Consider the following 21,327-nt stretch of genomic DNA (forward strand, 5'->3'; position numbering starts at 1 on the left):
GGCGTCAAATGGATAAGCCGTTAGTGCCCAGGAAACGACAAAGTGTTTGCCTGGTTGCGAGCGCGCCTGCCTCATAGACGTCAAGCACGATGCATGATTCAAAGCAACCGGTACGCGAGTCGGGCGGCCGCTCTCGCGGTGCGTCTGTCCTGATCGAGCGTCGGGTTGTACTCTGCGATATCCGACGCGCGGAGCTTGCCCGAAGCCCGCACGCGCAGCACCATCGCTTCAACCACCGATAGCGGTACGCCCAGCGCAGCGGGTGCCGACACACCCGGCGCCGTGGCGGCCGGCAACACGTCGAGATCGATTGTCAGATATACGTCATCCGCCGCGTCCAGCAACTTCTGAAGCTCATTCAGACGCTGCGGCAGTTGCGTTTCCTGCATATCGACGTCTAACACGTAGCGCACGCCGAGTCGCTCCGCATGCGCGAATAGCGACGCCGTATTGCCGAGATCGCTGATGCCGAAGCACACATAGTTGAACGACACCCCTCGTTCCTCACAGTCAAGCGCGATCTGATCGAACGGCGTGCCCGAATTCGCAGGACGCTTCTGACGCAGATCGAAGTGAGCGTCGAAGTTGATGATTAACAGCTTGCGCGATATGAGCAGCGTGGCTTGATTCCCGGCTTCACGCTGCTGATGCAACCGTAAACCGCTATACGTGCCCCACGCGACCTCATGACCGCCGCCGAACACCAACGGGCGCCCGCCGCCCGCCAGCACCTCGCTGACCACGTGGGCCAGTTCCGCCTGCGCGGCTTCGAGGTCGCCGTCATCGCACACCACATCGCCTGCGTCGGCAAGCGCGGCGATCGCCGCTTTGGCCGGCAAGCCTGCCAGCACACGGCGCAATTCCTTGGGCGCATGCGCTGCGCCGATCCTGCCTTGATTGCGGCGCACTCCTTCATCAGAACTGAAGCCCACGATCACCGGCACATCGCGCTGCACCTGCTGCGCGCTACCGAACGGCGTCACCTGATTGAAAACACGCCGCGTGTCGCCGGGCTCGCCGTCGTCGGAACGGCCTGCCCACACCTTGCCATCAAATGGGACTCTCATGCGCGTGACAACACCGCCTGCAGGAATGCGCGTGTGCGCGGCTGCGATGGCGCAGAGAAAATCTCCGCGGGCGGTCCTGCTTCGACGATCACACCGCCGTCCATCACGACCACCACGTCGGCCACTTCCTTCGCGAAGCCCATTTCGTGCGTGACGACGACCATCGTCATGCCTTCGCTCGCGAGCAGCTTCATCACTTGCAGCACTTCGCCGACCAGTTCGGGATCGAGGGCAGACGTCGGCTCGTCGAACAGCATGACCCGTGGCTGCATCGCTAGCGCGCGAGCAATCGCAACCCGTTGTTTCTGACCGCCCGACAGACTCGCCGGCATCACATCCGCCTTGTGCGCGAGCCCGACTTTCTCCAGCAACGCGATCGCAGCCGCTTCGGCCTGCGCCTTGCTGGCGCCACGCAACATGCGCGGACCCACGGTAATGTTATGCAGCACCGACAGGTGCGGAAACAGATTGAACGACTGAAACACCATGCCGACTTCGGTGCGCAGCGCATTCAGCGAACGCTCCTTGAGCATCGCACCCTGGTCGACTAGCCGATGCCCACAAATGTCGATCGTGCCGCGTTCTGCCTGTTCGAGTCCGTTACAGCAGCGTAGAAATGTACTCTTGCCCGAGCCGCTCGGCCCGATCACCACCACGACCTGCTGCGGATGGATATCGAAATCGATGCCGTTGAGCACGGTATGCGAGCCGAACGATTTGGTGAGCCCGCGAATGCTGACGATAGGCTCATTGACTTTGGCCACGGTATTCATTGCACCATTCCTCCAGCACGCAAGCGGCGTTCGACGCGATGCAGCGCGTAATTTGTCGCCTGCGTCAACACCAGATACACCAGCGCGATGGCGAGATACACTTCTAGCGAACGATAGGACACGCTGATGATCTTCTGGCCTTCATGCATCAGATCGTCGATTGTCAGCAGCGACACCAGCGCCGAGTTCTTGATCAACGCAATGAATTCGTTGCCGAGCGGCGGGATCATGCGCACGATCGCCTGCGGCAGAATGATCGCGCGCATCGCCTGCCCGGACGACATGCCGATCGAACGCGCCGCTTCCATCTGCCCGCGATCGACTGACTGAATCGCGCCGCGCACGATCTCTGATACGTAAGCCGCCGAATACAGACCGAGCCCCAGCATGCCGCACAAAAACGCCGGCAGCAGAATGCCGAATTGCGGGAGGCCGAAAAACAGCAGGAAGAGTTGCACGAGCAACGGCGTGCCGCGGAAGAACGTCAGGTACGCGGTGCAGAAACCGTACACGATGCGCCGCTGCGGCGTCAGCCGGCCGATGCCGATCAACAGACCAAGCACGCAACTGAGCGCGAGCGACGCGGCGGTCACTTCGACCGTCACTATCGCGCCGTGCATGATGTCCGGCCAACCGGCAATCACCGGCGAGAAGTCAAGTTCCATTTGGTTAGTCCGGCCGTTTATTGCGCACTCGCGCCGAACCACTTCTTGACGATCGCCGCATACGTGCCGTCAGCCTTGATCCTGGCGAGCGCGGTGTTGAGGTCTGCCTTCAACTGCGGCTCGTCTTTGCGCACGGCGATGCCGTAGGCTTCGGTTGTCAGCGTTTTGTCGAGTACGCGGAAGCCGGCGCGCGTTTTCGCAACTTGATACGCCGCTGGCTTACCCGTCACAGCAGCGTCGGCCCGGCCGATGCCTACCAGGTCGAACATTTCCTGGTTCTTCTCTACCTCGACGCGATTGATTTGCGGGAAGTTATCGCGCAGGAAATTCACCGACTTCGTGCCCACCTGCACCGAGACTTTCTTGCCGTTCAGATCGGTTACCGTCTTGACCGGTGAATCGCTTTTGACCAGCACGGCCAGACCCCCCGCGTAGTACGAATCGGTGAAGTCGACCACTTTCGCGCGCTCGTCGGTAATGTAGATGCCGGAGATCGCAGCGTCGAAACGATGCGCGATCAGGCCTGGAATCAGCCCTTTAAAGTCAATGTCGGTCCATTGCACGCGTTTGCCCATCGCTTTCGCGAGCGCATTCATGAGGTCGACGTCGAAGCCGGTGCGCGCGCCGTTCTCGGTGTACTCCATTGGCGGGAAAGTGGCGTCGGTGGCAACGTTCAGTACATCCGGCGTTTGTGCTGACGCCGCGCCGGAAAATCCGCCAAACGTCACGGCGAACGAGATGCATGCGAGGGACAACAGTCGTTGCAGCTTCATGGAGTAGGCTCCTTGTGGTTTTATCAAGTCGTGCGGTTAAGTCGAGACCCGAATCGAAGGACGAAGTTGAAAAACGCTTCGTACCGTTAGTCGGTTTGCATATGCTCGGAAATGGCGCGGGCCGTACGTAGCGTCCCGTCGATGAATTGGGTTTCTCGTCCGATGGCGCGCGTCGATGGCGCCATCAACGTGATCGACGCGCCGCTACCGGTGCCGCGTCCACTGTGATGAAAGATCGGGGCGCTGACGCCCCACACGCCCGGGTCGACTTCGCTGTCGCTGACGGCGTAACCCTGCGCTCGAATCTGTTGAAGTTCTACTTCGATCGCGGCGCGGCCGACGGGGTCGTTGTCGAACACGATGTCGAGCACTTCGGCGCGCGCCCTGCCGGCCATGAATGCCAACAGGCATTTCGCCGAGGCACCCGCCTTGAGAGGCACGGCCCGGCCTTTCTCGAACGAGCAGCGCAACGAATGCTGGCTGTCGACCATCTCAAGACACATCACCTGATGCCTGACCGCGACCACCAGCCCAATGCTTTCCTGCGACGCGCGCGCGAGCTGCTGCATCTCACTGCGGCTCGCTTCGACGAGCAGTGAATTCACATCGAAGCCAAGCGCGAGTTGCAAGCTGATCGGACCGGGCGCGTAGTACCCGGCGTTTTCGGCGACGAAACCCCAGCGCTTGAGCAGTGCGATCTGACGATACAGTGTGCTTTGCGCAAGCCCGGTTACGGCCAGCAGATCCTTGACCGACATCGCCTTGCCATGACTGGCGAGCGCGGCCAGCACCAGCAACACGCGTTCAGCCCCTGTCACACCCTGTTCAACGTTCACGATTACGCCGCCCACGACCTATCAAGAACGCAGAATGCCAGACGATTCTCGAATTTCAAAAATCATATTCCCACTCAATGGGAACGGTAGGGCAGGGATTTCCCTTGGGGCGGGCATCGGGACGTGCCAGTCGTCGTGCCTACTACTCCGCCGTAAAATAGCTTCGCCTGTTACAGCGAAGGGCACGAGGCGCTATGAAAACGCGTACACGGTTCGTTACCGCAATATTGGCGGTGCTCGTCGCAATTCCGGTGCTCTTTCTCCCATTGCCGCGGCGGATCGAGTTCGACACGCGCATCGTTACCGTTGCGTCGATACAGCGCCCGCCCTCGGTAGTGTTCGACTATGTCACGACGCCGGCTCACTGGCCCCTCTGGCATCCGTCATCGCTCGCGGTCAGCGGATCGGTGGACCATTCCCTCGATGTGGGCGAGCAGGTGACGGAGGAGTTCAGGGTGGCGGCGAGGCGCGGCCGCGTTGTATGGACAGTCGCTGCACGTGTTCGGCCGAGCAAATGGGTGATAACAGGCAAGATCGACGGCAGATCGGCCGGCACAGTCACTTATTCGCTGACGTCGACCGTGAGCGGAACCCGTTTTGAACGTGACTTCACTTATCGCGCGCCGTCGTTATGGTTTGCGATATTGAACTGGTCCGTGCTGCGCGCGCGGATTCAGTCTGAATCGGATACGGCAGTCCTGCGACTCAAAAGCCTTGTGGAATCGTCGCCGCAGCAGTAGCAACGTCGCTCGACTGGCGCTGCGACCTGCGGTCTCACGACCGGACTGAATCCTGGCGTGCAAGTCTGCCGGCCTCATTCCCGCCTCCTCCCCACTACCTGTCTCCCGTCAGCAAACTCACGCGCAACATTCGTTGGCCACCACGCAACACAATTCCGCGCCCGCATGCAGCGCGGTCCTCTGCACGCCCGCTACATAAGCTACTGGGCGCAATGGCACGGTCGATGCGTAATAAACACCACCCAGTCGTGCACTTACCAACATCCGTTGAATCGAGGTGCGTCATGTCGAGTGTGCAGAGCCAACGTCGACCAGTGAACTGGCGAAGCCGGCCTTTTCGCGTGGGCGGCCGTTCAAAGCGCCATACGGCAAGGCGCGACTTCCCGGTGGGATTGGTGCCGTTCGGATTGCGGGCCGCCGGCTTCATCGGACGAGGCCCGAAACAATTGTGGCCGTATGTTTTGCCGTGGGTTTTCGCGGTGCTCACTATCGGTTTTTTCTGCCTCGTCGTGCGCGGCGTACTCACGCGGCAATTGCTGGTGCCGCCCGTCGAAACGCCGCAGTCGCTGGTGGAACGCGGCTATACATCGCACTTTCTCGCGGAACGCATCATGTCTTCGATGCGAGCCATCGGTCAGGACGCCGAGTCGATTCCGCACGACACCATGACAGACAACGACGCACAACCGGACATTCAGATACCCGGTCAGGAGATGTCGTATGCAACCACCGTGCGCTTCATCAAAGGCGTCATCAAGCGCACGGACGTGGTCGTTCATGTCGGCATCACAAAGGTCAACGGCAGCGCGGATTTTTACGTGGCGCATGTGCAGATTGAAGGCGGTCCGTTTAATTCCCGCGAAAGCACCGTGTCGTTCGAAGGACGCGATCTGGAGAAGTTCGTACATGACATCGCAGTCAAAGCCATGCGTCTTGCGGAGCCGAATATTCTCGCTAGTCATCTCTACTCGCAAGTGCAGAAAACCAGGTGTTCGCTCGCGCAATGCGACTACGGTGAGATCGTCGCAATCTACGACGAAGTGCTCGCACTGCCCGCCTCCGAGCAAGGCGAATGGGCGCTCGCCGGCAAAGCGTGGCTGCTTGCCGATCAGGGGCTGTCCAAAGAGGCCGAGCAGCAGACACGTGAGGCGCTGGCCTTGTACCAGCATTCAGCGGTGCTGCACGCAAGCCTTGGCATTGCACTCGAACAGCAGCATCGAATCGACGACGCACTTGAAGCCTTGCGAGCCGGCGCGAGCGAGAAATCGAAGACGGCGGAAAACTTGCGTCTTCTCGGCGACGTGCTGTTGCACGCGAATCGCTATTCCGAAGCCCTCGATGCGTTCAAGCAGGCAGACCGAATGAAGTCAGACTCTGTCGACAACCTGCACGATTGGGGCGAAGCACTCGTCACTGTGGGCCGCTACGACGAAGCGATCGAAAAACTCTCGCGCGCCGTCGCACTTCGCCCAGATCTGGCGCCCTCCTACGCGGAGTGGGGCCGGGCACTGGATCGCAAGGGCGATCTGTCCGGCGCATCGCGCAAATACGCTCAAGCGTTGCAACTCGACGCCGGGACTTTGTCGGTGCGCGAAAGTCATCTGGCGCGGCTTGCCAGAGCGGCGCAGGGAGGCGATCGCCCAGACCCGTCGAAGCCCAATGACGGAGTCAGGCCTGTTGCGATTCCGCCCGCCTCGCTTGCGTTGCAAACCGCGTAACGAATACCCGGCCATGAAGATGGCTTAGTCCCGCAGTACCTACCCGTTGCAGTAACACACCTGGTTGAATGGGAGATGTTCGATGGACAGTTTCGAAGATGCGTTCAGGGCCCTGATTGGTAGTGAGGGCGGTTACTCCTTCAATCCGCATGACCCTGGCGGTGAAACGATGTGGGGTGTCACGGCGCGCGTGGCACGCAGCGCGGGCTATGCGGGCGCCATGAAAGACCTGCCGCTCGATACCGCCAGACAGATTGCCAAACAGAAGTACTGGGACCCGCTGCATCTCGACGAGCTCGACCCGCGCGTTGCCTTCCAGATCTTCGATGCCAATTACAACGGCGGCCTGGTGGTGTTGTGGATGCAAAAAGCTTCCGGCGCGAAAGAAGACGGCAAGTTCGGCCCGGACACACTCGATGCAGTCAAAAGCGCGGACCCGCTGAAGTTCGTCATGCGCTTCGCCGCTTATCGCTTGCGTTACCTGCGCAACCTGCATGCATGGCCCAATTTCAGCCGTGGATGGACCGAACGAATGGCCGCTAATCTTCTCCTGGGAGCAGCATGATGGACTGGTCTAAAGTAGCGTCGAACATCGGCAGCAGCGCACCGCTTCTCGCGGGCCTCGTGGGTGGTCCAATCGGTGTGGGCGTGACCGCCGCCGCCGCGATCATTTCGCATGCGCTCGGCACGCCGAGCGACCCCGGCGTCGTGGAACTCGCGTTGAACGATCCCAGCGCACTCGAGAAGGTCCGGCAAGCCGAGAACGCAAACTCGTTGCAGCTCCAACAGTTGATGGTTACTGCCGCGCAGGCGAGCCTCGCACATGAAAGCGATATGGCGCGTATTGAGGCTGCCGATCGGGCCGACGCGCGCGCAATGGGAGTCAGCACCAAGGACTGGGTACCCAAAGTCCTTGCGATGGCGGTCACCGCCGGCTTCTTCGGCATTCTGCTGCTGATGGCCTTTCAGCCGCTGCCGGGCACGAACAAGGATCTCGTCAACGTCGTCGTCGGGGCTTTGGGTACGGCGTGGATCAGCATCATCGGCTACTACTTCGGAACATCGGTGGGATCGATGCGAAAGACCGAACTGCTCGCCAAGCCCAGCGTGCCGATCACCGCGGACAGCGCGCTTACGCTGCGCGAACCGGCAACGGCTTCAGCGCCGCGGCCACAAGCGGCGCCGGCTCCGTCGCACAGCGAGGCATTCCAGCAATTCACACCGGGTGGACAGGGCCCGATTTACTCGGGCAGCTGAGGCTCCGCGTAATGCTCTTCGATGCCTCGTGCGAGTTGCGTGACGAGCCGCGTCATGGCCACCTGTGTCCGCCATGCAACATGCGGCGTCACGATCAGATCGGTGCGCGCGCGGGACAGCAGCGGATGATCGGCCGCGGGCGGTTCCTGCTCGAGGACGTCGAGCGCGGCATTCGCGATCAGCTTGCGGTCGAGCGCCTCGATCAGCGCCCCCTCGTCGACAATACCGCCGCGTGCGGCGTTCACGAGTGACGCGCTGCGCTTCATTCGCTCAAATTCGGCGAGACCGAACAGATGCCGCGTTTCGTCGGTAAGCGGGCAATGCAGGCTGATCGTATCGGCCTCACGCAGCACCTCGTCGAAAGCGACATAGCCGTCGCGCACGCACCTCGCGCGCTTGCGCTCTGCGAACAGTACCCGCATGCCGAACGCACCGGCCAGTTCGGCGAGACGCTTTCCACCGTGACCCGCACCGACGATACCGAGCGTCGATCCGTGCAGATCCTGGATCGGATGCAGTTCGGCGTAGAAGGTGGGTGATCCGCTCCATCCGCCAGCATAAACATCGTGCCAATAAGGCATAAGGTTGCGGCGGAGCGCCAGCATCAACGCGAACGCGTGCTCGGGCACGGAAATCGTCGAATAGCCCGGACACGCGACGATGCCGATGCCCCGTTTGCGGCATGTTTCGGTATCCAGATGATTGACGCCTGCGGCCGGCACGCCGATCAGTTCCAGATGCGGCAACTGATCAAGCACACCGCCCGACAGTGGAACCTTGTTGGTCACGACGATATGCGCACCGCGGCAACGCTCCACAACAAGTTCCGGCGTCGTGGACGGATATTCGATCCAGCGATGCGGAAACGGGAAATCCGGTAGATCGGCCGACAGCGTCGCGCGGTCCAGAAAGACGATGGTTTTCAACGAGCTGCTCCACTTCATTAACGTTCGGACGAGCTCGTGGACACAGTGTCGAGCATGCGCTTCTTTCCCGTCTGCACGTGGTTCTCGAAAGCCTCCGCAGCCGCGTCGGCTTGACCCGCGAGCAGCGCCTCGAAAAGTTCGCGGTGTTCTTTCGAGGAGCGCTGCATCTGCGTGAATGAATACACGCCCTTGTGAATGTAGAGCGTCAGCTCGTCTTCGACGGCCTGATTGATCGTGATCAGCCGCGGATTCTTGGTCGCCGCCATTAACTGACGGTGGAACTCGGTGTTCAGGGTCTGATACTGACGGCTATCGCGCTCGGCCACGGCCGCGTCCATCTGGTCGAGGAGGAGCCCGAGCAGATGCTCCTCGTCGGTCGTCAGGCGCAGCGCGGCGAGGCGTCCCGCCGTGCGTGCGAGTCCGGCGCGGATTTCATAGAGGTCCATTGCCTCTTCTAGCGACAGCCGCCGCACTTCCGCGCCCCGGTTCGGCACAATGCGAACGAGCCCCGCCTGTTCAAGCGAGCGTAGCGCCTCACGCGCCGAATTACGGCCGACGCCGATCTGATTGGCGAGCGCCTGCTCGTTCACGCGTTCACCGGGGCGCAACTCCCCCCGCTGGATCATGGCGCGCACCTGATCGCGGATGTCGTCGAGTTTCGACGCAATCACCTCCGGTGCGCGGGCGTTCACCTTGCTATTCTGTGCACCATTGAGCGCGCTTTTCATGACGATTGCCTTATCTGTGCCATTCTTTGCTACCTATTTTACGTACAGAAAACCTACCGATACCCATGGAACCAGCACTATCACGACGAGGGCCGCCGCCAATGCCCCCAGATACGGCCAAACGCGGCGCATCGCGGCGGACGGGTCGACCTTGCTGACCGCGCACGCCGCATAAAAGCCAAGGCCGAGCGGCGGGGCGAACAGGCCCAATCCCATCGCGAACACCACGACCATGGCATAGTGCACGTCCGAGATGCCCATCGCGCGGGCGATCGGGAACAGTAGCGGCCCGAATAGTACGATCGCCGGGATCCCTTCAAGAAAGCTGCCGAGCATCACGAACGTTATCGCGGAGATCGCCAGGAAGCCGAGCTTGCCCCCCGGCGCAGCCATCATCATAGAGGCGAGTTGCGCGGAGAAGCCTGACTGCGTGAGCGCCCATCCCATCGCGGTCGCACACCCGATGATGATCAGAATCGCGCCGGACAGCGACGCCGCTTCCACCAGAATAGGATAGAGCCGGCTCCAGTCGAAGCGGCGATAGAGTAGCAAACCCACCACACAGGTGTAAGCCACGCCGATTGTCGCCACCTCCGTCGCCGTCGCGATGCCTTCCACCACGGCCGCCCGAATCACGAAGGGCAGCGCGAGCGCAGGCAGCGAGATCAGGAATGCGCGGCCGACCTCGCCCCAGGAGGCCCGTTGCACGCCTTGCAGGCTTTCCCTGCGGCTCTTGAACCAGACCACTGCCGCGAGCGCTACCGCGCCGACCACGGCGGGCATGAAGCCGCCTGTGAACAGCGCCGCGATCGAAACTCCCGTCACCGAACCGATCGTTATCAGCACGAGGCTGGGCGGAATGGTTTCCGACATGGCAGCCGCCGAACTGAGCATGGCGACCAGGTCGCCTTCGTTTGCGCCGCGCTTTTTCATTTCCGGGAACAGGCCGGGCGCGAGCGCAGCCATGTCCGCCACCTTCGAGCCGGAGATGCCGGACACGAGGTACATAGCGCCGATCAGCACGTAGGCGAGGCCGCCACGCTTGTGTCCGATCAGCGAAGCGAGGAAACGGATCATCGCTTCGGCAAGTCCCATCGCTTCCATTAGTGCGCCCAGCAGGATGAACAGCGGGACGGCGAGCAGGATCAGGCTGGACATTCCCTGATTCATCGTGCTCACAACAATGGTCAACGGTGCGCCCGTGACGGTTGCGAGATAAGCAAACGTACACACGCCGAATGCGACCATGATCGGCACTCCGAGACAGATGATCGTGATCACGCCGACGACGAAAAACAGGACCAGACTCAGCGCGGTCAGTGGCGCAAGCGCTTGCCGTGCGATGTAAAGCGCAATGGCAACACCGGCCACGAGCGCGAAAGCCTTCAGGCAATCGCGAAGCGACGAGCGCTCGAGCAACCGCGTAATGGCGAGCACGAGCATCAGCGCAGCCGCCACGGGAATCGCGGCCGCGGGAATGGTATTGGGCAGCTCGAGCGCCGGCGTGCTGATGATCCACTCGTTCATCGCCCAGTCGGTTGCCGGCCGAACCAGCAGCAGCACGAAAGTCATCACGATGAAATTTCCGACCGTCTCCGCAAACGCACGATTTTGCGGGGACATTCTGTCGACAAACATCGTCAGTCGCATATGTTCGCCGCGGCGCAGCGCCACCACTGCGCCCAGCATCGACAGCCAGATGAACAGGATCGACGCAAGTTCGTCACCCCAGATCAACGGATCCTGCAACACGTAGCGGCAGAAAACGTTGGTGAGGAGCAGCACCACTTCGGCCACCAGCAGCAACGCAGCGGGCACTTCGGTGATCCACTTGATGGCCGTATCGAGTGTGCTGCCGACACGCACGACCTTCGATGCCGCATGTCGTTCCTTCGGCGCGCCCATGTCGCGGGCGAACACCTGCTCGGGATGAACTCGGGAAGTCATGACTCGTTCTCCAGAAACTCTTCGGTGGTCCGCGCTCATGCGAGCTTCTGCGTGTACTTCTCGAGCAACGCCCAGGCTTCATCGCCGTATTTTTTGCGCCACTGGTCGTAGAAGCCGGCCTTTTGTAGCGAGGCGCGGAACGGCTGGATGTCGGGCTTGTTGAACGCCATACCGTGCGATCGCAACGTTTCGACGAGCGATGTGCTCAGTGCGGCGACGTCCGCCCGTTCAGCCACCGCGGCCGCATTCAGATGTTTTGCCACAATGGTCTGCAAGTCCGGCGGCAGGTTGCCCCACGAACGCGCGTTGGCAAGGAACCAGAAGCCGTCCCAGATATGGCCGGTCAACGAGCAGTACTTCTGGACTTCATAAAAGCGGCCGGTTTCGATCAGCGCGAGCGGGTTTTCTTCCGCGTCGACCACCTTGGTTTGCAATGCCGAATAGGCTTCGCTGAAGTTAATGCTGGTTGGCGACGCGTCGAGCGCCTTGAACATCGAGGTCCAAAGAGGGCTGACCGGCACACGGATCTTCAGGCCCTTGAGGTCGGTCGGACTTAGCACCGGCTTGACCGAGCTCGTGAGATGGCGAAAGCCGTTGTCCCACGGTTTTTCCATCGCGATGAGCCCCACCTTCGAAACCGCCCTGCGGATGTAGCTGCCGAGGTCGCCGTCCATCGCCGCCCACACCTGGTTGTAGTCCTTGAACGCGAAGCCGATGCCGTTGATCGCGGAGACCGGCACGAGCGTCGACAGCACCACGCCACCTTGAGTGAGAAAGTCGATGGCCCCCGAACGGACCTGCGACAGCATATCTGTATCCGTTCCCATCTGACCGTTCGGGAAAATCTGCAAGTCGACGCGGCCGCCGGTTTCTTTCCTGATGGCGTCCGCCGCTTCTTTTGCGCGGACATTGAGCGGATGGGACAGCGCCAGGTTGTTCGCGTACTTCAGCTTGAACTGCGCAGTCTGGGCGCTGGCCAGCGATGGAAACAAACCGGTCCCGGTTGTCGCCACCGCGGCTGCTCCAAGGGTTTGCAGAAAGGTACGACGGGAATACGAACTCATTTTGTCTCGCTCCATAGGAAAGGGAGGGCTGCATGACGCGTTCGGCGGCGCCGCGGCGTTCTTTTTAGCGATCCGTCGGTTTCGCAAGTGCATACGACGGATCGTATTTCGCTGACACACACTATAAAAGTGTTGACACTTAGCTGTCAAGGTGTTGATATAAGAAAAAGAGTGCATGCACTGAAACACCGGGAAAGCACCTGGAAGATGGGTGGTCCGTGATACTTATCAGGAGGAGGCAATGGAACTAGAAGGGCACTACCGCGAGCACGGCTTGCTGATCGCCGGTCGCTGGCAGTCTGCGACGGCTGACAACGGGCAGGTCTCGATCAATCCGGCGACCGAAGAGCGGCTGGGCTATATGCCGCTGGCCACGCAGGCGCAGGTCACAAAGGCCATCGATGCCGCGACCGAGGCTTCAGCCGCAATGCGCAAGCTCACACCGTGGGAGCGCACAGCACTGCTGCGCCGAGCCGCAACGCTCATCCGCGAACGCGCGCCGCAGCTCGCACGAATCGTGGCACTGGAAACCGGCAAGCCGATCGCCCAGGCCACTGGGGAAGCTAACGCGTCAGCTGAGTCGATCGACTGGTTCGCCGACGAAGCACGGCGCGTGTTCGGCATGTCATACGAAAGCCGCGTCAAGGGCGGACGGTATCTGGTGCATTACGAGCCGCTCGGTGTGGTCGCCGCCTTTACGCCGTGGAATTTCCCGTTGCTGCTGCTGGCCCGCAAGATGGGACCGGCGCTGGCCGCGGGCAATGCGATCGTGATCCGGCCGTCAAACGAAGCGGCCGGGGCGACGATGGGACTGGTGCGCTGCTTCGTCGACGCCGGGTTTCCCGAGGGCGCGGTCAATCTGGTGATCGGCAAAGCCGACGCAATTACGCCGACGGTCATGGCCGATCCACGCGTGGCGAAGATCAGCTTCACCGGCTCGGTGCCCATCGGCCGTCAGATCGTCGAGATGTCCGCGAAGACGCTCAAAAAGGTCACGATGGAACTCGGCGGCCATGCGCCCGTGATCGTGCATCGCGACGCAGACATTGATGCTTTCGCGCATCTCGCGTCGCTGGGCAAGTTCCGCAATGCGGGCCAGGTTTGCGCGTCGCCGACGCGGTTCTATATCCACGAATCGATTTTCGACAAGACTGTGAAGGCGCTGGTCGAGCGCTCGACGGCGCTACGCGTCGGCGACCCGCTGCAGCAGAACACCGACCTCGGTCCGCTGACCACGTCGAAGCGCCGCGAGGCGATCGAACGCCTCGTCGACGAAGCGGTAAGTGAAGGCGCCAGCGTGCTGTGCGGTGGCCGTCGTCCATCGCAATTCGGCCGTGGCTGGTTCTACGAGCCGACACTCATTGCTAACCCCGCTCCGCACATTGGCCTGATGAACGACGAGCCGTTCGGCCCGGTCGGCACTCTCAACCGGTTCACGACGATGGACGAAGTCATCACCGAGGCGAACCGGCTGCCATTCGCGCTTGCAGCCTATGTCTTTACGCGCTCGATGCGCAACACGCTGGAAACAACCGAGCGCTTGCAGGCCGGCGTCGTCGGTGTGAATACGTTCGTGGCGTCGACGGCGGAGACGCCATTCGGCGGCAGTAAGGACAGCGGGTTTGGACGTGAAGGTGGTCCGAACGCGATCCGCGACTACCTGGACACCAAATTCATCAACCTCGAACTGGCTAACGACGAGCCGCTCGACGCAACCGCCTGAATGGAATCCATCATGCAAACCATCAAGAACCACGCAAAAGCACAATTGGCCGCAGGTGAATTGGCACTCGGCATGGGGCTGCGCCAGGCTCGCACGGTCGACATCGCGCAGATCGCGCAGACGGCCGGCTTCGACTGGCTGTTCATCGATATGGAACACAACTCCATGGACATCGACACCGCCGCGCAGATCTGCGCGGCAGCTCTGGTGGGCGGTGTGACGCCGATCATCCGCGTGCCGGGCCATGAGCCGTTCCACGCCACACGACTGCTCGATACCGGCGCGATGGGCATCGTGGTGCCGCACGTCAGTACGCCCGAACAGGCCATGCAGATCGCCAATATGTGCCGCTTCCCGCCGGCGGGCGGTCGGTCGATCCCGGGCATGCTGCCGCAGGTCGGATTCCAGGCTCTCCCGATCGCCGATGTGGTTCGGGCGATCAACGACGAGGTGCTCGTGGTAGCAATGATAGAAACCCGCGAAGGCCTCGAGAACGCCGACGCGATCGCGGCGGTGCCGGGCATCGACGTGCTGCTGGTCGGCACGACCGACCTTGCGGCGGATCTGGGTATCACTGGACAACTTGGCCATACGCGTGTGGCGGCCGCCATCGACGCCGTGTGCGCCGCATGCCACCGGCACGGCAAGGTACCGGGCGTGGGCGGCGTGTACGACGAAGCGCTGATGACCGCCTACGTGCAGAAAGGCGCGCGTTTCATTCTCAGCGGCTCAGATCTCGCGTTTCTGATGACGGGGGCGAAGTCGCGTTCGCAAATGTTGCGTGCCATTCCGCTCGGGCAGGCAGAAGAAGTCCTGGCGCAACGCAAGGTGTCCTGATCGGACAAGGAGGAGACACAGTGAATCCCGAATACGCAAGCAATCTCGTCAACCGGCGCGACCTTAAACCGTATCTGAACGCCGATCAATTCGAATTCCGCGATTCAGTGAATCGTGTGCTGACGCGCCATGCGTCGCCGGAATATGTCCGCCAGTGCGACGAAGAGAAGCGCTTCCCCGAGGAACTCGTGAAGGTGGCCGCGGAACAGGGCTGGTTCGGCATCACGCTGCCCGAGGAGTACGGCGGCGTCGGTGGCTATCTTGACATGGCCGCTTATCTCGAGATCGTCGCCTATCACACGATTGCGCTTGCGCGCTTCTGGAATGCGAACGTGAACATGGTGGGCGGCGCGCTGGCTCGTTTCGCGCCGGACAATATCAAGGGCGAGGTGTTGCCGAAGCTCGCTGAAGGTCGCGCCTTTCTCGCCTTCGCCCTGAGCGAAAACGGCTCCGGCTCAGATGCTGCCTCGCTGACGACGCGCGGCGTGGCTGACGGAAACGACTTCATATTGGACGGCACCAAGATGTGGATTTCCGGCGCGATGCAGGCCGACTATATCTTGACCGCTGTGCGCACCAATCCAGAAGCGAAGAAGCACGACGGGATCAGCCTCTTTCTGGTACCTAAAGAATCAAGAGGCCTGACGATCAATCCGATCGACCTGCTCGGCGGCCACGCCATTCGCACCTGTGAAGTGGTGTACGACGGCGTCCGTGTTCCCAGAGAAATGATTGTGGGTGGCTTGCACGTGGGCTGGAAGAAACTCACCACGGTGCTGTCAAAGGAGCGCATCGCTTTGTCGGCGATGTGTGTGGGCGGCGCTCAGGCGGCGATCGATCTTGCACGCTGGTATGCGAACGATCGCAAGCAGTTTGGGCAGTCGATCATCGATTTCCAGGCGGTGTCGCACATGCTCGCCGACATGCAGACTCGCGTCGATGCTGCTCGCATGATGGCGTTTCGCGCGGCCAAACTGCTCGACGAAGGCGAAACGTGCGACGTCGAGTCGTCACAGGCGAAGTACCTGGCATCGGATACATACGTGCAGGTCGCCACTGACGGCATCCAGATCATGGGCGCCAATGGCTACTCAGCCGAATACGCGATGCAGCGCCATTACCGCGAAGCCAAGATGTTCCAGATCTTCGGTGGCACCAATCAAATCCAGCGCAACATCGTGGCGCGCGCGCTTAAATCGTAAGCGGAGACAGACGTGACGGCAGTTCAGACATTGGAAAAACTCGGCTTTGGCGTAGACTACGCGCAAGCCGACGTAGTCGTGGTTGGCGGTGGTGGCGCGGCTTCGCGTGCAGCGGTGTCGGCGGCACAGGCTGGTGCGAAGGTCCTCGTGCTGGCAAAGGCGCCAGTCGGGCAGGGCGGTAGCACTGTGCACGGCGCAAGCGAAATCATGAGCATGGGAGCGGCTGGCTACGGCAGCGCCGACGACAGCGCCACGGTGCATTACGAAGACACGATGCGTCCGGCGGGCGGCTTCATCGACCGCGAACTGGTGCGCGTGCTGGCGGAGGACGCACCGAAGCGCATTGCCGACCTGATCAAGCTCGGCGTGCCGTTCGACCGGGTCAACGAAGGCTATAAACTCATCCGCAGCGACTTCGGCACGTATGCGCGTGCGCTGGGCGTGAAGGGGAAAACTGGCAAGGCCTTCGTGAGCGCGCTCGCGGACGAAGCGAGGAAGCTAGGAGTCGAGACGCGTCAGCCAGCGGCACTCATCGACCTTTTGCGTGATACAAGTGGGCGCGCAAGCGGCGTGGTCGCGATGGACCTTGCATCGCGGCGGCTGCTGGTGGTTTCCGCGAGCGCCGTTGTGCTTGGCACCGGCGGTGCGCACGGTCTGTTCTCGCAGCAGGTCTCGACAGCGGAAATGACCGGTGACGGCCAGGCCATCTGCTTCCGCCATGGCGCCGAACTTGTGAACATGGAGTTTCACCAGTTCGGGCCGGCGATGGTGCACCCTTACGTGCAACTCTTCAGCAAGTCCTGCTTCATTCTGCATCCGAGGATGCTCAATCGCGATGGACACGAATTCCTGGCAGACTACCTGCCGGCAGGCGTGACGCCTGAAGCCGCGATGGACGAGAAAGTGTTCCCGTTCACGATCTCGAATGAATCGCGCTACATCGATATCGCGATCGCAACGGAAATCGCTCAGGGCAGAGGTACGGAACGCGGTGCGGTGCACTTCTCGTTCGCCGATATTCCGGACGAGCGGTTGGCGGCCACTATTCCGAACACCCTGCGCTGGATGCGCGCGAAGGGACTCGACCCGAAGCGCGATCTGCTCGACGTCGGGATTGCGTTCCAATGCCTGAACGGTGGCGTCCGGATGACGAACACCGACGCGATGTCGACCATCGACGGGCTGTTCGTAGTAGGGGAGCTCGCTGGCGGCGTGCGCGGCCCGGATCGCCCGGGCGGCAACTCGCTTGCCGAAGGTCAGGTTTTCGGACATCGCGCAGGCGTCGGCGCGGCCGCGTTTGCGCGCGACAGTGGTGCGCCGGGGAAGCCCGACGTCGCGCCGCTCGCAACGCGCCTCGGAACAGCGCTAAAACCGAATGCCTCGTTCGACGCTCAACGTATCGCCGCCGATCTGCGCGCGGCGATGCAAGCGCATTGCCTCGTCGAGAAGACGGAGAGTGGTCTGAACATCGCGTTAGCCGCCGTTCGCGAGGCGCGCGCGCAGTTCGCCGCGGGTGGCGCTGCCTCGCCGCCGCAAGCGATCGATGCGTTGACGATCGACAACATGGCGACCACTGCCGAAGTCATCTTGCAGGCGTGTATCGAGCGGCGCGAGTCGCGCAGCAGCCACTACCGCACCGACTTTCCCGAGCGCGACGATGCCGGTTTCGGCCATGCGTTGACCATCACGCGTGGTGAGGCCGACCCGTTCCGTCTCGCCTTCGACGTGCTCGATTACCCGCGGGCCGAATTTACGGACGCATCGCATTTGCAGGCGGCACATCATGGATAAGAAACAAGTCGGCCCGTTGTCGGGTTACCGTATTCTCGATCTCACCGTCATGACCGCTGGTCCGGTCGGCACTGTGCTGCTTGCTGACCTCGGCGCGGACGTGGTGAAAGTCGAGGAGCCAATGGCGGGTGACCTCTCGCGCAAACTGGGCAATCAATTCGTCCAGGGCGAAAGCGTCCAGTTCCTCTCGCAAAACCGCAACAAGCGCAGCATCCGCCTCGATCTGAAGTCGCCGAAAGGGCGTGATGCGTTTTTGCGCATGGCGGAGCAGGCGGATGTTGTCGTGGAGAACTTTCGGCCGGGCACGGTGGATCGGCTGGGCATCGGCTACGCGGCCGTCAAGGCGCGCAATCCTAAGATCGTCTACGCCAGCGTGTCGGCGTTCGGACAAAGCGGTCCCTACGCCGCATGGCCCGCGAACGATCCGATCGTGCAGGCAGTGGCCGGTCTCATGGACATGACGGGCGAAGCTGGCGGCAATCCAGTCCGGCTCGGTGCGCCGTTGCCGGACTTCGGCGCGGCGGCGCTGCTCGCGTTCGGGATCTCGGCCGCGTTGCTCCATCGCGAACGGCATGGCGAAGGCCAGCGCATTGATACGTCGCTGCTCTCAGCTGCGCTGTTCAGCACGATCCCGCGCGACGGCGAGACGCTGAGAAGCGGCAAAGCGCCGGAGCGTCTCGGCAGCGGTCATCCAACGATGGTGCCGTACCGCAACTATCAGGGCTCCGATGGCCGTTATTTCTTTGCAGCTTGCTTCACCGAGAAATTCTGGCAGAACCTTTGCCGCGCGCTTGGCCGCGAAGAACTGCTGAGCGATGAACGCTTCATCGGCAACACCGCGCGAACTGCGAATCGGCATGCACTCGACGTGATCCTCGAGGAGCAATTTCTGCTGCATACCGCGGAATATTGGGTAGCGCATCTGAGCGCCGCGGACGTGCCATGCGCGATCGTGCAGGACTATCACACCGCGCTGACGCAGGACCCGCAGATCTCGCACAACCATGCGGTTGTCGAGATCGAGCATCCGGTCGCGGGTAGGGTAACGAACATCGCGAGTCCGGTGAATTTTCACGGCAGCCCCGTCGCCTACCGCCGTCCGCCGCCTACGCTCGGACAACATACAGCTGAAGTACTTGCCGAATACGGCTTCGGCGAGGAGGAGATCGCTGCACTGGAAGGTCGTGAATTAGCCGCTGCCGGAGCGAAGTCATGAAATCGTACACAGCGGATTATGTGATCGTCGGCGCGGGGACGGCGGGCTGCGTGCTCGCAAACCGTCTGACCGAAGATCCAGCCATCAAGGTGATTCTGGTCGAGGCCGGCGAGCGCGATCGTCACCCGTTCATCCACGTGCCGGCAGGCTTCGTGCGATTGCTCGATCATCCCACTGTGACATGGCGCTATCGCACTGAGGCCGACGCCGGGACGAGTGGCCGTGCCATCCTGTTTCCACGCGGACGCGGGCTCGGCGGCTCCAGTGCCATCAACGGCCTGCTGTACGTGCGCCCGTTTGCGGAGGATATCGATAGCTGGGAGCGGTCGGGTGCGAACGGCTGGAACTTCAAAAACTGTCTGCCGTTTTACAGCCGCTCGGAAACGTGGACCGAGGGCAGCAGCCCGCAACGAGGCACGCACGGTCCGATTCAGGTCAGCCGCGTGAAGAACCCGCCGGAGATTTGCGGTGCGGTCGTCGAGGCCGCCCAGCGGACGGGTCTCGATTTCGTCGATGATCCGAACAGCGACACGCGCGGTCCGTCGATCTGGTACTACCAGCAAACGCGCGACGGACGTCGCCGGTCGAGCGCAGCGCGCGGTTATCTACGGCCGGCAATGGCGCGCCCGAACCTTACGGTAGTGACCGGCCTTCAGGTGTCTACGCTCGAGATGAACGGCACGCATGTGAGCGGCATCAATGGGACGACGGGCGCGGGCATTCCGGTGCAGATCCGCGCGACCCGCGAGGTGATTTTGAGCGCGGGTGTGGTCGGCACGCCGAGGCTGCTCGAAATGAGTGGCATCGGCGACAAGGCTGTGCTGGACAATGCAGGCGTTAAAACACGGATCGCGTTGCCTGGCGTGGGCAACAATTTGCAGGACCACTATGTCGTTCGGCTCGGCTATAGAGTGCGCGGTGCCGGCACCGCGAACGAGCGCGCGCACGGACTTGCGCTCGCGCGCGAGATGATGCGCTACGTCGTGTCAGGGACCGGCGTATTGACCTATAGTGCGGCGCTCGTCGGCGGCTTTGCGCAGACGCGCCTCGCCACCCGTCCGGACGTGCAGTTCGTGATCGCGCCCGGCAGCTTTGCCGAGGGACGGATCGGCGTGCTCGAGTCGGAGCCCGGTGTCTCGTGCGGCGTCTGGCAGATGCGCCCGGAGAGCCGTGGACATGTGCACATCACCAGCAGCGAGATCACGGCAGCGCCGACCATTGCACCGTCATACCTGAGCAGTGAACTCGACCGCAACACGATGGTGGAAGGACTCAAGATTGGCCGGCGGATCTTCGCTCAACCCGAGGTCGCCCGTTATATCGTCGATGAAACCGTACCGGGCCGTCAGGCCGACACCGACGAAGCGCTATTGCAATACGTGCGTGACAATGGCTCGACTGTGTACCACGCGGTTGGCACGTGTCGGATGGGCGAGGACGAAATGAGCGTTGTCGATTCTGAAATGCGGGTGCGCGGAACGACGGGCCTGCGCGTCGTCGACGGCTCGGTGATGCCGTCGATAACCTCGACCAACACTAATGCGACGGTGCTCATGCTGGCTGAGCGCGCGGCAGACATGATCCGTTCGCCAATGGCGGCGCACGCGTCGTCGACGTATTCGAAGGAGACGGTATGAAAATCCTGGTGCCAGTCAAGAGAGTGGTCGATTACAACGTGAAGGTCCGAGTCAAGTCGGACGGCACGGGCGTCGACATTGCGAACGTAAAGATGTCGATGAATCCGTTCGACGAAATCGCGGTTGAAGAAGCCGTGCGTCTGAAAGAAGCCGGTGTGGCGACCGAGGTGATCGCGGTGTCGGCCGGTGTCACGCAATCGCAGGAAACGCTGCGCACGGCGCTCGCCATCGGTGCGGACCGCGCGATCCTGATCGAGTCGGCGGAAGAATTGCAGCCGCTGGCGGTCGCCAAGTTGCTGAAGGCGCTCGTCGACAAGGAGCAGCCGCAACTGGTGATTCTCGGCAAGCAGGCCATCGACGACGATTCGAATCAGACCGGTCAGATGCTTGCCGCGCTGGCTAACCTGCCGCAGGCAACGTTCGCGTC

Annotated in this window: 20 protein-coding genes; 11 read left to right on the forward strand and 9 right to left on the reverse strand. The window is 61.9% G+C overall.

Translation table 11 applies throughout. The features are described from left to right. Positions 1-98: 98 nt before the first annotated feature. The 5 genes from hutG to ACTJLB_RS13895 form a co-directional block, all read right to left on the reverse strand. Positions 99-1,067, reverse strand: a complete 969-nt coding sequence (gene hutG / locus ACTJLB_RS13875; protein ID WP_440783599.1) for a formimidoylglutamase — start codon at positions 1,065-1,067, stop codon at positions 99-101. After that, complete coding sequence (locus ACTJLB_RS13880; protein WP_020068393.1) at positions 1,064-1,840, reverse strand: amino acid ABC transporter ATP-binding protein; 777 nt, start codon at positions 1,838-1,840, stop codon at positions 1,064-1,066. The genes hutG and ACTJLB_RS13880 overlap by 4 nt, the downstream gene beginning before the upstream one ends. Further along, positions 1,837-2,505 (reverse strand): amino acid ABC transporter permease, encoded by a 669-nt coding sequence (locus ACTJLB_RS13885; RefSeq protein WP_020068394.1) that lies wholly within the window; start codon positions 2,503-2,505, stop codon positions 1,837-1,839. The genes ACTJLB_RS13880 and ACTJLB_RS13885 overlap by 4 nt, the downstream gene beginning before the upstream one ends. Before the next feature lie 17 nt (positions 2,506-2,522). Beyond that, positions 2,523-3,278: a transporter substrate-binding domain-containing protein gene (locus tag ACTJLB_RS13890; RefSeq protein WP_087753759.1), complete on the reverse strand. Its 756-nt coding sequence runs from the start codon at positions 3,276-3,278 to the stop codon at positions 2,523-2,525. 86 nt (positions 3,279-3,364) lie between these two features. Then, complete coding sequence (locus ACTJLB_RS13895; RefSeq protein ID WP_027804693.1) at positions 3,365-4,114, reverse strand: IclR family transcriptional regulator; 750 nt, start codon at positions 4,112-4,114, stop codon at positions 3,365-3,367. Positions 4,115-4,308: 194 nt separating this feature from the next. On the opposite strand from ACTJLB_RS13895, the gene ACTJLB_RS13900 reads away from it, so the two are divergent. From ACTJLB_RS13900 to ACTJLB_RS13915, 4 genes are all read left to right on the forward strand, one after another. Next, complete coding sequence (locus tag ACTJLB_RS13900) at positions 4,309-4,854, forward strand: SRPBCC family protein (RefSeq protein ID WP_440783600.1); 546 nt, start codon at positions 4,309-4,311, stop codon at positions 4,852-4,854. A gap of 284 nt (positions 4,855-5,138) precedes the next feature. After that, positions 5,139-6,572 carry a tetratricopeptide repeat protein gene (locus tag ACTJLB_RS13905; RefSeq protein WP_440783601.1) on the forward strand — a complete coding sequence of 478 codons (1,434 nt, stop codon included), beginning with the start codon at positions 5,139-5,141 and terminating at the stop codon, positions 6,570-6,572. A gap of 82 nt (positions 6,573-6,654) precedes the next feature. Next, positions 6,655-7,137, forward strand: a complete 483-nt coding sequence (locus ACTJLB_RS13910; RefSeq protein ID WP_088173446.1) for a glycoside hydrolase family 108 protein — start codon at positions 6,655-6,657, stop codon at positions 7,135-7,137. Next, a complete protein-coding gene (locus ACTJLB_RS13915; RefSeq protein ID WP_131316983.1) occupies positions 7,137-7,829 on the forward strand; it encodes a hypothetical protein in 693 nt (230 codons plus the stop codon). The genes ACTJLB_RS13910 and ACTJLB_RS13915 overlap by 1 nt, the downstream gene beginning before the upstream one ends. On the opposite strand, the gene ACTJLB_RS13920 is transcribed toward ACTJLB_RS13915, so the two are convergent. The 4 genes from ACTJLB_RS13920 to ACTJLB_RS13935 form a co-directional block, all read right to left on the reverse strand. Beyond that, the gene (locus ACTJLB_RS13920) at positions 7,814-8,755 is read right to left on the reverse strand and encodes a D-2-hydroxyacid dehydrogenase (protein ID WP_440783602.1); all 942 of its coding nucleotides are present in this window, start codon (positions 8,753-8,755) and stop codon (positions 7,814-7,816) included. The genes ACTJLB_RS13915 and ACTJLB_RS13920 overlap by 16 nt on opposite strands. A gap of 17 nt (positions 8,756-8,772) precedes the next feature. Next, positions 8,773-9,483: a GntR family transcriptional regulator gene (locus ACTJLB_RS13925; protein ID WP_020068402.1), complete on the reverse strand. Its 711-nt coding sequence runs from the start codon at positions 9,481-9,483 to the stop codon at positions 8,773-8,775. Between the two features lie 33 nt (positions 9,484-9,516). Further along, positions 9,517-11,388, reverse strand: coding sequence for a TRAP transporter large permease (locus ACTJLB_RS13930; RefSeq protein WP_408130038.1), 1,872 nt, complete (start codon positions 11,386-11,388; stop codon positions 9,517-9,519). 77 nt (positions 11,389-11,465) lie between these two features. Continuing rightward, on the reverse strand, positions 11,466-12,494 hold the full coding sequence (locus ACTJLB_RS13935) for a TRAP transporter substrate-binding protein (RefSeq protein ID WP_144028130.1): 1,029 nt from the start codon (positions 12,492-12,494) through the stop codon (positions 11,466-11,468). 241 nt (positions 12,495-12,735) lie between these two features. Here ACTJLB_RS13935 and ACTJLB_RS13940 point away from each other — a divergent pair, with 241 nt between their 5' ends. From ACTJLB_RS13940 to ACTJLB_RS13970, 7 genes are all read left to right on the forward strand, one after another. Then, entirely contained in the window at positions 12,736-14,217 is a 1,482-nt protein-coding gene (locus ACTJLB_RS13940; RefSeq protein WP_440783603.1) for an NAD-dependent succinate-semialdehyde dehydrogenase, read from the forward strand. A 12-nt stretch (positions 14,218-14,229) separates the two neighbouring features. Beyond that, positions 14,230-15,054, forward strand: a complete 825-nt coding sequence (locus ACTJLB_RS13945; protein WP_051121002.1) for an HpcH/HpaI aldolase family protein — start codon at positions 14,230-14,232, stop codon at positions 15,052-15,054. A 20-nt stretch (positions 15,055-15,074) separates the two neighbouring features. After that, positions 15,075-16,256 (forward strand): acyl-CoA dehydrogenase family protein, encoded by a 1,182-nt coding sequence (locus ACTJLB_RS13950; RefSeq protein WP_088173452.1) that lies wholly within the window; start codon positions 15,075-15,077, stop codon positions 16,254-16,256. Positions 16,257-16,268: 12 nt separating this feature from the next. Further along, on the forward strand, positions 16,269-18,047 hold the full coding sequence (locus ACTJLB_RS13955) for an FAD-binding protein (protein WP_408199210.1): 1,779 nt from the start codon (positions 16,269-16,271) through the stop codon (positions 18,045-18,047). Then, positions 18,040-19,263: a CaiB/BaiF CoA transferase family protein gene (locus ACTJLB_RS13960; protein WP_020068409.1), complete on the forward strand. Its 1,224-nt coding sequence runs from the start codon at positions 18,040-18,042 to the stop codon at positions 19,261-19,263. The genes ACTJLB_RS13955 and ACTJLB_RS13960 overlap by 8 nt, the downstream gene beginning before the upstream one ends. Beyond that, entirely contained in the window at positions 19,260-20,900 is a 1,641-nt protein-coding gene (locus tag ACTJLB_RS13965) for a GMC family oxidoreductase (protein ID WP_440783604.1), read from the forward strand. Before ACTJLB_RS13960 ends, ACTJLB_RS13965 begins: the two co-directional genes overlap by 4 nt. Then, positions 20,897-21,327: electron transfer flavoprotein subunit beta/FixA family protein (locus ACTJLB_RS13970; RefSeq protein WP_440783605.1), on the forward strand; the 431-nt coding region annotated here is incomplete at its 3' end. The genes ACTJLB_RS13965 and ACTJLB_RS13970, both read left to right, overlap by 4 nt.

This window comes from Paraburkholderia sp. 22098, assembly GCF_052045935.1.
GTDB lineage: Bacteria > Pseudomonadota > Gammaproteobacteria > Burkholderiales > Burkholderiaceae > Paraburkholderia > Paraburkholderia caledonica.